This window comes from Hydrogenophaga sp. PAMC20947, from assembly GCF_004795855.1.
Classification (GTDB): domain Bacteria; phylum Pseudomonadota; class Gammaproteobacteria; order Burkholderiales; family Burkholderiaceae_C; genus Hydrogenophaga.
On sequence record NZ_CP039252.1, the window covers coordinates 3,684,413 to 3,696,614 of the forward strand.

The following is a 12,202-nucleotide window of genomic DNA, read 5'->3' on the forward strand; positions in this document are numbered from 1 at the left end:
ACGGCTTCGGCGCTACAGCCGAGGCGACAGCCACCCTGACCCCGGAGCGCTTGCGCTATAACGCCAATATGACTGCGCTGACCGCCCCCGCCCTGGAACCCGTTGCCACCCTCACCGTGCGGGTGAGCGCTCCGCTGGAGGCGGGCGAGATCACCGGCACCAACAGCCGGGGCCAACGCCGCATCATCCCCATCACCGGGGGCACGGTCAGTGGCCGGCTCAACGGGCGCGTGCTGCCCGGTGGCGCCGACTTTCAGCTGGTGGTGAGCGACACCCTGGCCGATCTCGATGCGCGCTACCTGTTGCAGCTCGACGACCCGGCCTGGGCGGGCGCCCATGTGTTTGTGCAAAACCGCGCGCTGCGCCGGGGGTCTCCCGAAGACATTGCCCGGCTGGTGCGCGGCGAGCCGGTGGCCCCGGCGGCGATCTATTTCCGCTGCGCGCCGACCTTTGAGGTGTCGCACCCGGCGCTGGTCTGGATGACCGAGAGCCTGTTCATCGGCACCGGCGCGCGCTTCCCCGACCGGGTCGAGATGCGGTTTTTCCGGGTCTGCTGAACCTTGCTCTCTCGATGAAACTTGCCGTCAATCGCTGACGAGGCTGCCGTCCACCAGCTGGATCACCCGGTCGCACGAAGCGGCCAGGCGGGTATCGTGGGTGACGATCAGGCAGGCGCTGCCATGGTCGTGATTGAACTCGCGCAGCAAGCCAAAGATTTCATCGGCGGTGACCGTGTCGAGGTTGCCTGTGGGTTCGTCCGCCAAGATCAGCCGGGGCCGCAGCGACAGCGCCCGCGCAATGGCCACGCGCTGCTGCATGCCGCCCGACAGCTCCCCTGGCATTTTGTATTCAGCGCCTTTGAGCCCCACGCGCACCAACAGATCGCGGGCCGTGGCTTCTGACTCGGGGGTGGCGGTGCCGTTGCCGATCATGGCGGGCAGCATCACGTTCTCCAGCGCGGTGAAGGCCGGCAAGAGGTGGTGGAACTGAAACACGAAGCCGATGGTGGCGCCGCGCAATTGCGTCAGTCCGGCATCGTCCAAGGCTTCGGCGCGCTGGCCAGCGATCTCCAGCGTGCCCTGGGTGGTGTGCTCCAGCAAACCAATGATGTTGAGCAGCGTGCTCTTGCCCGAACCCGAGGGGCCGGTGAGCGCCACAAACTCGGCTTGCTTCAGGGTGACATCGATGCCGTGCAACACCTCGGCCTCAATGGGGGTGCCGATGTTGTAGCTTTTGCGGATGTCGCGCAGCTGGAGGATGGGCGCTTTCCGAGGGGTTTCGCTCATGTTCGGATGGCCTGCACAGGGTCCATACGGGCCGCGCTGCGCGCCGGCACTGCGGCCGCCACCACGCCCACACCACAGGCCACCACCGAGGCCATCAGCACCAGCATCGGGTCGAGCTCCGCGGGAAACATGGGCATGCCGTCCAGCCCCTTGAACACACGGGAAAACACCAGCAGCAGGGTGTAGGCCAGCAAAGCGCCCAGCACCGAACCCACCAGCCCCACCAGACCGCCTTGCAACAGAAACACCGCCATGATGCGCCGGCGCCCCATGCCCATGGCGCGCAAGATGCCGATCTCGCGCTGCTTTTGCACCACGCTCACCACCAGCACGCTGGAGATGCCCAGCGCCACGATGATCACCACAAAGCTGCGGATCAGGTTGTTGGACACGCTCTGGTTGGACAGGGCGTTGAGCAGGCCCGAGTTGGTCTGCATCCAGCTGTCCACGCTCAAGCCCGTGCGCGCGCGCAGGCCATCGGCCACGCCGTTGGCGCCAAACAGGTCTTTCACGGTGAGGTCGATGTTGGACACCCCGCCGCTGAGATCGAGCAGGGTCTGGCCGAGCTTGAGCGTGACGAACATCCAGCGCCGGTTGAGGTCGCGGTTGCCCATGTCAAAAAGGCCGGTGATGGTGAGGGTTTCGCTGCGGCCCACGGCGCTGGTCACCCGCACCTTGTCGCCCACCGTAACCCCCAGGTCTTTGGCCAGCTCCACGCCCATGAGGGTGCTCACACCCGACACATCAAAACGGCCCCGGGTCATGTAGCCGTCCATGTCGACCACCCGCCGGTAGTGGTCGGGCTGCACGCCCATGATCACCACGCTCTTGTTGCTGTTGCCGCGCGCCACAAACACCGGCCCGCTGACCACGGGCGAGACCGCCAGCACACCCGGCGTGGCTGCCGCCAGCTCGGCCACGCGCTCCCACTGGTCCACCGAGCGCAGGCGCTGCGCACGCGGCTGCACCAGTGCTGCCAGCGCTTCCCCGGGCTCGCTGCGCAGCGCTCGTGCCGTCTGCTCCTCGGGCGCGGTGATGACGATGTGGGCCTGGGAGCCCAGCGTGCGGTCGATGATGGTCACCTGCAGCTGGTTGATCAGCTGCGTCAGAAAGATGATGACCGCGACACCGCCCGTGACCCCGGCGAGGATGAGCGCGCTCTGCATGCGGCCCTCGCGCAAAAAACGCAGGGCCACCAGCAACTCAAAGGGCATCCAGCGCGCCCAGCTGCTCACAGCGGGGCGGTGGCGAGCGGAAGAAAACAAACCCATGGCGAACTCAGCGCGGCCCTGCGGCGGCTGCGGGACTGGCGACGTCGTTGGCCAGCACATTGCCCCGGCGCACGCGGTCCCCGGGCAGGGCTTTTTCGGTCTGCGGGATGGCTTCGTCGCCTTCGCTCAGGCCGTCGACCACCTCGACCGAGCCGACACCGCGCAAACCCAGCGTGACCGGCTGGCGCACGGCCTGGTCGTCGCGCAGCAACAGCACCCAGGGCGCCTGGCTGTCGGTGTCGCGCACCGCGCTGGACGGCAGCACCAGCGCGTCGCTGCGGGAGCCCCCCACCAGTTCGACCGACACCGTCATGTCGGGCTTGAGAAACGCGGGCGGCGCGGTGACGTCGAGCCAGACCTCCACCGTGCCGCGCTGGGGATCGACCGCGGGCGCGATGAAGCTCAGGCGGGCATCAAAGCCCTGGCCCGGGTAGGCATCGGCAACCGCGCGGGCGGCCATGCCCAGCGCCAGCAAACGCAGGTGTTTTTCATCGATGGCGGCCTCAACGCGCAGCCCGCCTTGGGTGGCCAGCGTCAACAGCGTGCGCCCTGGCTGGGCGGTGCTGCCCGGCTCCACCTGCCGGCTCAGCACCGTGGCGTCCACCGGGCTGACGATGCGCAGGCGGTCCAGCCGCGCCTGGGCCAGCGCCACCTGGGCGACGGCCTGGTCCACCCGCGAAGCGGCCAGCGTGCGCTCGATGCCGCCGGGCTGGTTGGCCTCGGACTGCACGCGCGCGGTGGTGAGCGCGCTGCGCGCCGTGTCCAGCAGGCGCTGCGCATCGTCCAGCTTTTGCTGGGCAAAAAACCCCTGGGCAACCAGCTCGCTGACGCGGCCATGTTCGCGGCGGGCCGACTCAAAGGCGGCCTGCGCCTGCACCACCGCCTGCGACGCCACTGGCGCGCCCACCGAGGCCTGCTGGCGCACCCGCGCCCGCGCCTCGGCCAGCGCGGCCTGGGCTTGCTGCAGGCTGGCCTGAGCTTCATCGTCGGCCAGGCGCAACAGCAGATCGCCCGCTTTCACCGTGTCGCCCGCCCGCGCGGGCACGGCCAGCACCTGAGCGGTCACTTCGGCGGCGATGTCCAGCCGCGCCGGCGCGTTCAGCCGGCCGGTGGCCACCACCGACTGCGCGATGGCCGAGCGCACCACCGGCACCACCGCCACGCGCTCGCCACCCGGAGCGGCGCGCCACACGAGCGCGGCCGCTGCTGCCAAGGCAACCGCCACCAACACCATCCATCGATTCCGGAGTTTCATGACCCGAACACTACCAAAGCGCCGGACCGGCCGCCTTGTCTTCGCTCAAACAACCCGCGAGCCCGGGCGAAAGAAAGTCGCGCACCGGCTTGTGGACGGTGCGGCCAGCTTGCACAATCGCCGCCACGACACAACAACTTACATTGGAGTTTCCCTATGGGACTGCTGGACTGGAGAGAGAAATCATCGGATGTGCTGAACAACGGCGGCGTCATCGGGCCTGACGAACGCCTGCCCTGGCCACAAACCACCGTGATGGGCGTGCAACACCTGATCGCCATGTTTGGCGCCACCGTGCTCGCCCCCATCCTGATGGGTTTTGACCCCAACGTCGCCATCCTCATGAGCGGCATCGGCACCTTGATCTTCTTCGTGATGACCGGTGGCAAGGTGCCCAGCTACCTGGGCTCCAGCTTCGCCTTCATCGGCGTGGTGATCGCCGCCAGCGGCTATGCCGGCCCCGGGCCCAACGCCAACATCGGTGTGGCGCTGGGCGGCATCATCGCCTGCGGCGTGGTCTACACCCTGATCGGCGCACTGGTGCAAGCCATTGGCACGGGATGGATCGAAAAGCTGATGCCCCCGGTGGTCACCGGCGCGGTGGTGGCGGTGATCGGCCTCAACCTGGCCGGCATCCCCATCAAAAACATGGCACCAACCAACTTTGACGCCTGGATGCAGGGCATCACCTTCGTCTGCGTGGCCCTGGTCGCGGTGTTCACTTCGGGCATGGTTCAGCGCCTGCTGATTCTGGTGGGCTTGATCCTGGCGAGCGTGATCTACGCTGTGCTGACCAACGGCATGGGCATGGGAACGCCACTCGACTTGTCGGGCATCGCCAACGCCGCCTGGTTCGGTTTGCCGAACTTCGCAGCGCCGGTGTTTGAACTCAAAGCCATCACCCTGATTGCACCGGTGGCCATCATCCTGGTGGCGGAAAACCTGGGCCACATCAAGGCTGTGACCGCCATGACCGGCAAGAACCTCGACAAGTACATGGGCCGCGCGTTCATGGGCGACGGCATCGCCACCATCGTGGCCGGCAGCGCGGGCGGCACGGGCGTGACCACCTACGCGGAAAACATCGGCGTGATGGCGGCGACCAAGATCTACTCCACCGCTGTGTTTCTGGTGGCCGGCTTGATGGCCGTTTTGCTGGGTTTCAGCCCCAAATTCGGGGCGCTGATCCAGGCCATTCCACTGCCCGTGATGGGCGGTGTTTCCATCGTGGTGTTCGGCCTGATCGCCATCGCCGGCGCCAAGATCTGGGTCGACAACAAGGTCGATTTTTCCGACAACAAAAACCTGCTGGTGGCCGCCATCACCCTGATTCTGGGCACCGGCGACTACACCCTGAAATTCGGTGACTTCGCCTTCGGTGGCATCGGAACCGCCACCTTTGGCGCGGTGTTCCTGCACCTGTTGCTCAGCCGCCGCAAAGCCTGACCCGGTTGAACGCATGAGCGGCAAAACGGTCGACGGGCCTGATGGGCAACCCCGTTGCGGTTGGTGCGCGGCGGCCCCCGAGTTCTTCGCGTACCACGACGCCGAATGGGGGTTCCCCGTGGCCGACGACCGCCGCCTGTTCGAGAAACTGTGTCTTGAGAGCTTTCAATCGGGCCTGAGCTGGCGCACCATCCTGGCCAAACGCGAAAACTTTCGCTCAGCGTTCAGCAACTTCGACATCGATCGGATGGCCCGCTTCACCGACCAAGACGTAGACCGCCTGATGCAGGACGCGGGGATCGTGCGCCACCGCGGCAAGATCGAAGCGGTCATCCACAACGCCCGCTGCGCGCAGGCGCTGGTGCAGCGCGAAGGCTCGCTGGCGGCCTACTTCTGGCGCTTCGAACCCGCAGCACAAGATCTCGACACACCCCAAAGCGTCTCCACTTCCCCCGCGTCGGTTGCCTTGTCCAAAGCGCTGAAACAGCAAGGTTGGAAGTTCGTCGGACCGACCACGGTCTTTGCCTTCATGCAGGCCATGGGCTTGATCAACGACCACGCCGACACCTGCGTGGTGCGGGCGCGGGCCGCCCAGGCGCGCCGGGCTTTCAAGCGGCCCTGAACCCTGGCACAGCACCGAGGCCTGCGTCCTCTTGCGCGCGGAAAACCCTGAAGCGCACAACTGTCCCCCGCGCTCGGCACGCGGTTCACGCCTGGATGTCACCCACGGCGCGGACGGCGCTGCGCACTGGCGCTAGAGTGCTTCAAATCAACCACCGTTCAGCGGCCATCGCCGCGCGCCAAGCCCATGCCTATCTGGAAACAACCCATCTCCATCGAAATCCTCAACCGCATCAGCCAAGGAACCGCCAACGAGCACCTGGGCATGGAATTCCTGGAAGTGGGGGATGACTTCATCACTGCGCGCATCCCGGTTGACCACCGCACCATTCAGCCGTATGGCCTGCTGCACGGCGGCGTGAGCGTGGCGCTGGCGGAAACCCTGGGTTCTTGTGGCGCGGCATTTTGCGCGCCCGAGGGCCACCGCACCGTCGGGCTCGACATCAACGCCAACCACCTGAAAGGCGCCACCAGTGGCTGGGTCACCGGCACCACGCGCCCGGTGCACATCGGCCGCACCACCCAGGTCTGGGCCATCGAGCTGAAAAACGATGCGGGTGAGCTCACCTGCGTTTCGCGCATCACGATGGCGGTGCTCGCGCCCCGATAGAACGCATGGGCCCCAAAAGACCCGCGGGGGGTGCCTGGCGCAGCGCTCGAGGTCTTGCACAAGGTGTCTCAACGACACCCTCTTCCTGCCCTGATGGAGGGCGCGTTCGGTCTGGGTCTCGCCAGCGGCGCATCCGCCTCGTTGAATGTGCCAGGTGCGGTGCAACGCCTCACCGAGGCCTCCCGGGAATGCGATCAGGCAATCGATGACCGGCCTGCCGCCCTTCGGGCTGCAGGCTTTCTTTCGTCAGAACCCAGGGTAAACCCGGGCGCTTGCAGTAAGTGGCTGTTACCCCTTGGGCGCCGCTGAACCCAAAAATAGGGGTTCAATCCACCCCCTTTGAGGAGACACCCATGGGCAAGAAGCTGTTGATGATTTGTGGCGACTACTGCGAAGATTACGAAACCATGGTGCCGTTCCAGGCGCTGCAGGCCGTGGGCCACACAGTGCACGCCGTGGCGCCTGACAAAGTCGCTGGTGACTTCATCCACACGGCCATCCACGACTTCGAGGGCGCACAGACCTACAGCGAAAAGCCAGGCCACCGATTTGTCCTCAACGCCACCTTCGCCGATATCAAACCCGAAACCTACGACGCGCTGGTGATCCCCGGCGGGCGTGGGCCGGAATACCTGCGCATGTACGCCAGCGTGATGGCCATGGTCAAGCACTTCACGTCCACCGGCAAACCCGTGGCAGCCGTCTGCCACGGCGCTCAGCTGCTGGCCGCCACCGGCGACATCAAGGGCCGCACCATCTCGGCCTACCCTGCCTGCCAGGTGGAAGTGGAGCTCGCCGGCGCCATTTACGCCAACATCCCGGTGGACCAGGCTGTGACCGACGGCCACTTCGTGACGGCACCCGCCTGGCCAGCCCACCCTGCCTGGATCGCGCAGTTTCTGGCGGTGCTGGGCACGAAGATCAGCCACTGAGACGACGGCCAAACCTCACCGCCCTGGCGACAACGGGCATGGAGGCGTGGCGGCAGGTCGGGACGGCAGGTATTGCCACACGGCCCGCTTCGCGCCCACAATAACCTGCAGTTCTATGCCCCGACTGGAGCCCTCGCATGTGTGAAATTTTCATCAGCGCCAACCCCGAAACCTACGCCAGCCGCACCCGCTCGGTGCGCCTGCACGGCGTGGTCACCAGCATCCGGCTGGAAAACCTGTATTGGGCGGTGCTGGAAGAGATCGGCCAGCGCGACAGCATGAGCGTGGTGCAGCTGATTGAACGGCTGTACGACGAGCTGGCGGTGGCGCGCGGTGACGTGGGCAACTTCGCCTCGTTCCTGCGGGTCAGTGCCCTGCGTTACATGGCGCTGCAGGCACACGACCGCATCCCCATGGACAACGCGGTGCCCATCCGTTCGCTCGATGCAAAAGCGGTGCTCCACGAGCTGCCCGGCCACTGGTCGCTGCCCCGGCCCGAGGCCAAGCCCAGCAATGTGCTGAAGTGGCGGCGCAAGGCCTGAGTTCGCGCCTGGACTCCATCGCTGGAGACGGCCACCCGACGTTCCGTGGCCACCACACCCCGTCCAGTGCATCACGCCAAGGCCTGATTTATCAGGCCCCAAACGTGCCAGCGGCCGCCCGTGGCGGACAGCGCCCGTACAGTGGCGGCAGAGGCCCAACGGGCCTGTGTCAACCCAGCCCTGGAGAACGATTTCATGCCCTTGTCGGCCCTGTCCATTCCGTCGCCCCGCATCGCCCGCTCCCTGTCTGCCGCCCTCATGGTATTCGCCTTGAGCGCCTGCCAGACGCCCCCGCCTCCCCCAGCACCTGCGCCCTATACCGGTCCGGTGCTGCCCATCGAACAGTCGGCCCGCGGCGTGCAGATTTACCTGCCCAGCTCGGTGCTGTTCGAGGTGGGCAAGTCTTCGCTGAACAACGTGGCAGCCGACCCCTACCTGGACCGCGTGGCGCAATTGCTCACCACCAAGACCACGAAAAAAGTGGCCCTGGAAGGCCACGCCGACAACACCGGTGCAGACAGCATCAACCAGACCCTGTCCGAAGAACGCGCCAGCACGATCGCCACGGCCCTCAACGCCCGCGGAGTGCCTGCCGAGCGCATCGACACCGCCGGTTTTTCTTCGCGCCGCCCACGCGCGTCCAACGCCACCGAAGACGGCCGCTCGCTGAACCGGCGGGTGGAGGTGGTGGTGCTGGATGAAAAGGTGGAAAACATCACCCAGGGCGAACCCGCCAACGCTTTTGCTTCGGCTTTCTCACAGCTCAAAGACCTGATTGACCAGGGCCTCGTCAAGCCGGTGGAGGGCCAATGAAGCCGGCACTTCACCGCCGCCAATTGCTCATGATGGGTGGTGCCCTGCTGGGCGCAGGCGAAGTTGCCGCCGCAAGGCCCAGCCGCCAGGCATCGGCCCGCTCACCGCGCATCGGCATCGCCCTAGGCGCGGGCTCGGCCAGGGGCTTTGCCCACATCGGGGTGTTGCAGGCGCTGGAGGAAGCGGGTATTTCGCCCACGGTGGTCACAGGCAGCAGCGCGGGTTCGTTGGTCGGTGTCTTTTATGCCGCCGGTTTCACCCCCTGGCAGATGCAGGACGTGGCGCTCAAGGTGCGCGACATCGATGTCGCCGATCTCACCACCGGCAACAAACGCGGCATGGTCTCGGGGCGCTCGCTGGAGCGACTGGTCAATGGTTTTGTAAAAGACGTGCCCATTGAAAAAATGCCGCGGCAGTTTGGCGCCGTGAGCACCGACCTCGACACCGGCGAAACCGTGGTGCTGCGCCAGGGTGATCCGGGCGCAGCGGTGATGGCATCGTGCTCCATCCCCGGCGTGTTCATCCCCAGCACCTACAACGGTCGTGAGCTGGTGGACGGCGGACTGACCAGCCCCCTGCCGGTGAAAGCGGCGCGCCAGATGGGGGCCGACTATGTGATCGCGGTCGACGTGGGCACCCAGCCCGGACAAAGCCAGCGCAGCGGGCTGTACGAGATCATCCTGCAATCGTTCGAGATCATGGTGCGCTCACTGGCGCGCCTGGAGGGTCAGACCGCCGACCTGCTGATCCAGCCCGACACCGGCCGGTTTGCCAGCTCTGATTTTGCCGCCCGCAAAGACCTGATCGAAGCCGGCTACCTGGCCGGCACACGGATCGTGCCCCAGATCAAGCGGGAACTGGGCCTGTCCTGAGGACGAAAGGCAACGCGCTACGAGGTTCGGGTGCGGACCTTGGCGCCCCCTCAGGCGCCACGTTCGCAATGGCCTTGTGAAGTGGCCAGCCCTCGAAAATCGCTGGTCCAGGTCTGGGTGGCGGTATCGATCTGTATGCGCTCGTTGTCCAGCGAGGTGAGGATCACCGTGCCGCTCACCGAAAACGAATACACCGGCACACCGTCAACCACCACCGACCGCACACGCTTCTGGTCATAACCGATCTCCACCGTGCGTTTCCACACCGAGCGTGCCGGCAGGTAGGCCGCCTCGCACACCAGCAAGACCCGATCGGTGGGCGGTTTTTCCGCTGTGGCGGGCCGGGGCGCCGGTGGGGCGTCCGCAGGGGGAGAAGGCGCTGCGGCCGGCGCCTCCGCGCTTCGTGCGGAGGGCTTGGCGGCGGTCGCGGCCCCTGCTGCACCCGCCAACCCCGCAGCACCCAGAGCAAAACACACCGAGACCAGCCCGGTCCCAGCGAAGCGCATCACTCGGCGTCTCCGCCCTGGGCCATGCGTTCGCTTTTCCAGTAGACGTCATCGCCTCCGTTCATGCGGTTGAGCACCCGGGCCAGCACAAACATCAAATCACTGAGGCGGTTGAGGTACTGGCGGGGTGTCTCCTTGAGCGTTTCCTCAACGCCCAGCGCCACCACAGCGCGCTCGGCACGGCGCGCCACGGTGCGGCAGATATGGGCCTGCGAGGCTGCCCGGTTGCCGGCGGGCAAGATGAACTCCTGCAAGCGGGGCAGCTGCTCGTTGTGGTCGGCCAGCGCTTCGTCCAGCGCGATCACCGCCTCGGCCTTGAGCAGCTCAAAACCGGGAATCGACAACTCCCCGCCCAGATTGAACAACTGGTGCTGAATTTCGACCAACAGGTCGCGCACCGCAGGCGGCAGGGTCTCGCACAACAACACGCCGATGTGCGAGTTGAGCTCGTCCACATCGCCCATGGCGTGCACGCGCAGATGGTTTTTGGAGACGCGGGTGTTGTCGCCCAGACCGGTGGTGCCGGCGTCTCCGGTGCGGGTGGCGATCTGGCTGAGGCGGTTGCCCATAAGGGTCCTTTCTTGCTGAACGGTGGTATTGGGCGATTGTGCGGGATTCGCTCCACGCTACACTGAGGAGGGATTTTGACTCTGGCGATCAACAGGGCAGCAAGGCAGCAAGCTGCACAAGCACCTGCTTCAGCCCCCTGTGGTCTGGTCCTGTCATACTTTTTCAAGGAGTGTTTTCATGTCCATTAACAAAACCCGCAAGACCCTTTTGGAAGCCTGTGGGCTTTTGCTGTTTGCCTCCTTGACGTTCGGCCTGACCAACGTCGCCATGGCAGAGACCAAGACCCAAAAAAGCGACGCAAAATCGGGAAAAACCATTTTCGCGCAAGCTGACAAGAATGGCGATAGGCGGCTGTCGCTCGAAGAGGCCAAGACGCTGCCCGCCAGCTCCCAACCGTTCGACAAGATGGACACCAACAGAGACGGGGTCATCTCCGAAGAAGAGTTCTTTGCGGCAAACTAAGCCCGTCTGATTCGGTTCTGAATCGGCCGTTTTGGCCACGCAAACTACGTTCCTTGCGAGGTTTGATTCATTTCTGATGCGATCGCAGCAAACGGGATTCAATGTCTTGAAGTAGCCCGGTCAGAGAGGCCCGTGAAAGCGTTCACAGCGCTCACCCGCCTCTCGACACCCAACTGCAGCCCATGCCGCCTGAGCATATTGTTGCGTTGCGCAATTCCAATCCGGGCGTCAACACGCGCCAATATTTGAACAACTGGTGCTGTGTCTAGGCCAGCAATTCGTGCGCCGCAAATGGCAAGATCTCTCAGCACAACACCCAGATGGTTTTTGGAGACGCGGGTGTTGTCGCCCAGACCGGTGGTGCCGGCGTCTCCGGTGCGGGTGGCGATCTGGCTGGGGCGGTTGCCCATAGAAGGCCTTTGCAGCAATACAGAGATAAAGACCGCTTGTGCGGGAATCCCCTGCCGTTACACCGCGCAGGGATTTGTGACTCTGGCAAACAAGCTGTCAGCAACGCAACAACAGGCAAAAATGCTAGCAACAAATGCCCGCATGCCCTGAAATACAGCTTCTGGTTCGTTCCGGACCGGATCTGTCATACCCAATCAAGGAGTGTTTTTCATGTCGCACAAAAAAATCCGTGGTCCCCTGTTTGAAGCCCGCAGCGTATTGCTGTTCACCGCGTTGGCCTTGGGTGGCTTCGGCGCCGCATCAGCCCAGAGCACGGCGCCTTCAGCAGCCGACCAGGAAGCCGCCACGGTCTTCGCCAAAGCCGACAAAAACGGCGACAAAGCCCTTTCAGCTGAGGAAGCCAAATCGCTTCCGGCAGTGTCCGAGCAGTTCACCAAGATCGACAGCAATGGCGATGGCGCGGTCTCCGAAGCCGAATTCATGAAGGCCATGAAAGGATCCTGACCCTCATCCTGAGCCCCAGTCCCATCCGACTGGCCTATGCCGCGCTTGCCCCTTGGGCGGGCGCGGCATTGTCTATAGAGGAGCCTCCGCAGTAAACTGGT

At 65.0% G+C, this 12,202-nt stretch carries 15 protein-coding genes and 1 pseudogene; 10 read left to right on the forward strand and 6 right to left on the reverse strand.

Going from position 1 to position 12,202, the window contains the following annotated elements:
- The first annotated feature begins 68 nt into the window (after nucleotides 1-68).
- Nucleotides 69-557 carry a DUF3237 domain-containing protein gene (locus E5678_RS16855; protein WP_136179599.1) on the forward strand — a complete coding sequence of 163 codons (489 nt, stop codon included), beginning with the start codon at nucleotides 69-71 and terminating at the stop codon, nucleotides 555-557.
- Nucleotides 558-584: 27 nt separating this feature from the next.
- Here E5678_RS16855 and E5678_RS16860 read toward each other — a convergent pair whose 3' ends face one another.
- From E5678_RS16860 to E5678_RS16870, 3 genes are read right to left on the reverse strand one after another with little or no spacing between them, the layout of a single operon-like run.
- On the reverse strand, nucleotides 585-1,286 hold the full coding sequence (locus E5678_RS16860; RefSeq protein ID WP_136179600.1) for an ABC transporter ATP-binding protein: 702 nt from the start codon (nucleotides 1,284-1,286) through the stop codon (nucleotides 585-587).
- A complete protein-coding gene (locus E5678_RS16865) occupies nucleotides 1,283-2,557 on the reverse strand; it encodes an FtsX-like permease family protein (protein ID WP_210731935.1) in 1,275 nt (424 codons plus the stop codon). Before E5678_RS16865 ends, E5678_RS16860 begins: the two co-directional genes overlap by 4 nt.
- A gap of 7 nt (nucleotides 2,558-2,564) precedes the next feature.
- Nucleotides 2,565-3,812, reverse strand: a complete 1,248-nt coding sequence (locus E5678_RS16870) for an efflux RND transporter periplasmic adaptor subunit (RefSeq protein ID WP_136179601.1) — start codon at nucleotides 3,810-3,812, stop codon at nucleotides 2,565-2,567.
- Nucleotides 3,813-3,968: 156 nt separating this feature from the next.
- On the opposite strand from E5678_RS16870, the gene E5678_RS16875 reads away from it, so the two are divergent.
- From E5678_RS16875 to E5678_RS16905, 7 genes are all read left to right on the forward strand, one after another.
- Nucleotides 3,969-5,258: a solute carrier family 23 protein gene (locus E5678_RS16875; protein ID WP_136179602.1), complete on the forward strand. Its 1,290-nt coding sequence runs from the start codon at nucleotides 3,969-3,971 to the stop codon at nucleotides 5,256-5,258.
- A 13-nt stretch (nucleotides 5,259-5,271) separates the two neighbouring features.
- Entirely contained in the window at nucleotides 5,272-5,880 is a 609-nt protein-coding gene (locus E5678_RS16880; protein WP_136179603.1) for a DNA-3-methyladenine glycosylase I, read from the forward strand.
- 186 nt (nucleotides 5,881-6,066) lie between these two features.
- On the forward strand, nucleotides 6,067-6,489 hold the full coding sequence (locus tag E5678_RS16885; protein WP_136179604.1) for a hotdog fold thioesterase: 423 nt from the start codon (nucleotides 6,067-6,069) through the stop codon (nucleotides 6,487-6,489).
- 353 nt (nucleotides 6,490-6,842) lie between these two features.
- Nucleotides 6,843-7,421: a DJ-1/PfpI family protein gene (locus tag E5678_RS16890; RefSeq protein WP_136179605.1), complete on the forward strand. Its 579-nt coding sequence runs from the start codon at nucleotides 6,843-6,845 to the stop codon at nucleotides 7,419-7,421.
- Nucleotides 7,422-7,558: 137 nt separating this feature from the next.
- Nucleotides 7,559-7,963 carry a ribbon-helix-helix domain-containing protein gene (locus E5678_RS16895; protein ID WP_136179606.1) on the forward strand — a complete coding sequence of 135 codons (405 nt, stop codon included), beginning with the start codon at nucleotides 7,559-7,561 and terminating at the stop codon, nucleotides 7,961-7,963.
- A 195-nt stretch (nucleotides 7,964-8,158) separates the two neighbouring features.
- On the forward strand, nucleotides 8,159-8,776 hold the full coding sequence (locus E5678_RS16900) for an OmpA family protein (RefSeq protein WP_136179607.1): 618 nt from the start codon (nucleotides 8,159-8,161) through the stop codon (nucleotides 8,774-8,776).
- Nucleotides 8,773-9,648: a patatin-like phospholipase family protein gene (locus E5678_RS16905; protein ID WP_136179608.1), complete on the forward strand. Its 876-nt coding sequence runs from the start codon at nucleotides 8,773-8,775 to the stop codon at nucleotides 9,646-9,648. Before E5678_RS16900 ends, E5678_RS16905 begins: the two co-directional genes overlap by 4 nt.
- 50 nt (nucleotides 9,649-9,698) lie before the next feature.
- Here the strand turns inward: E5678_RS16905 and E5678_RS16910 are convergent, their stop codons facing one another.
- Nucleotides 9,699-10,154 (reverse strand): hypothetical protein, encoded by a 456-nt coding sequence (locus tag E5678_RS16910; protein ID WP_136179609.1) that lies wholly within the window; start codon nucleotides 10,152-10,154, stop codon nucleotides 9,699-9,701.
- Complete coding sequence (locus tag E5678_RS16915; protein WP_136179610.1) at nucleotides 10,154-10,723, reverse strand: cob(I)yrinic acid a,c-diamide adenosyltransferase; 570 nt, start codon at nucleotides 10,721-10,723, stop codon at nucleotides 10,154-10,156. Before E5678_RS16915 ends, E5678_RS16910 begins: the two co-directional genes overlap by 1 nt.
- A gap of 178 nt (nucleotides 10,724-10,901) precedes the next feature.
- Between E5678_RS16915 and E5678_RS16920 the strand changes: the two genes are divergently transcribed.
- The gene (locus tag E5678_RS16920; protein ID WP_136179611.1) at nucleotides 10,902-11,186 is read left to right on the forward strand and encodes an EF-hand domain-containing protein; all 285 of its coding nucleotides are present in this window, start codon (nucleotides 10,902-10,904) and stop codon (nucleotides 11,184-11,186) included.
- 268 nt (nucleotides 11,187-11,454) lie between these two features.
- Here the strand turns inward: E5678_RS16920 and E5678_RS22500 are convergent.
- Nucleotides 11,455-11,596 (reverse strand): annotated as a pseudogene (locus E5678_RS22500) (ATP:cob(I)alamin adenosyltransferase); the annotation flags it as partial.
- 211 nt (nucleotides 11,597-11,807) lie between these two features.
- On the opposite strand from E5678_RS22500, the gene E5678_RS16930 reads away from it, so the two are divergent.
- Entirely contained in the window at nucleotides 11,808-12,101 is a 294-nt protein-coding gene (locus E5678_RS16930; RefSeq protein ID WP_136179613.1) for an EF-hand domain-containing protein, read from the forward strand.
- The last annotated feature ends 101 nt before the right edge of the window (nucleotides 12,102-12,202 follow it).

Coding starts and splice junctions, on each gene's coding strand:
- E5678_RS16880 (WP_136179603.1), top strand. CDS start 5,272: ATGAGCGGCAAAACGGTCGACGGGCCTGATGGGCAACCCCGTTGCGGT.
- E5678_RS16915 (WP_136179610.1), bottom strand. CDS start 10,723: ATGGGCAACCGCCTCAGCCAGATCGCCACCCGCACCGGAGACGCCGGC.
- E5678_RS16905 (WP_136179608.1), top strand. CDS start 8,773: ATGAAGCCGGCACTTCACCGCCGCCAATTGCTCATGATGGGTGGTGCC.
- E5678_RS16900 (WP_136179607.1), top strand. CDS start 8,159: ATGCCCTTGTCGGCCCTGTCCATTCCGTCGCCCCGCATCGCCCGCTCC.
- E5678_RS16865 (WP_210731935.1), bottom strand. CDS start 2,557: ATGGGTTTGTTTTCTTCCGCTCGCCACCGCCCCGCTGTGAGCAGCTGG.
- E5678_RS16885 (WP_136179604.1), top strand. CDS start 6,067: ATGCCTATCTGGAAACAACCCATCTCCATCGAAATCCTCAACCGCATC.
- E5678_RS16855 (WP_136179599.1), top strand. CDS start 69: ATGACTGCGCTGACCGCCCCCGCCCTGGAACCCGTTGCCACCCTCACC.
- E5678_RS16930 (WP_136179613.1), top strand. CDS start 11,808: ATGTCGCACAAAAAAATCCGTGGTCCCCTGTTTGAAGCCCGCAGCGTA.
- E5678_RS16860 (WP_136179600.1), bottom strand. CDS start 1,286: ATGAGCGAAACCCCTCGGAAAGCGCCCATCCTCCAGCTGCGCGACATC.
- E5678_RS16920 (WP_136179611.1), top strand. CDS start 10,902: ATGTCCATTAACAAAACCCGCAAGACCCTTTTGGAAGCCTGTGGGCTT.
- E5678_RS16895 (WP_136179606.1), top strand. CDS start 7,559: ATGTGTGAAATTTTCATCAGCGCCAACCCCGAAACCTACGCCAGCCGC.
- E5678_RS16875 (WP_136179602.1), top strand. CDS start 3,969: ATGGGACTGCTGGACTGGAGAGAGAAATCATCGGATGTGCTGAACAAC.
- E5678_RS16890 (WP_136179605.1), top strand. CDS start 6,843: ATGGGCAAGAAGCTGTTGATGATTTGTGGCGACTACTGCGAAGATTAC.
- E5678_RS16910 (WP_136179609.1), bottom strand. CDS start 10,154: ATGCGCTTCGCTGGGACCGGGCTGGTCTCGGTGTGTTTTGCTCTGGGT.
- E5678_RS16870 (WP_136179601.1), bottom strand. CDS start 3,812: ATGAAACTCCGGAATCGATGGATGGTGTTGGTGGCGGTTGCCTTGGCA.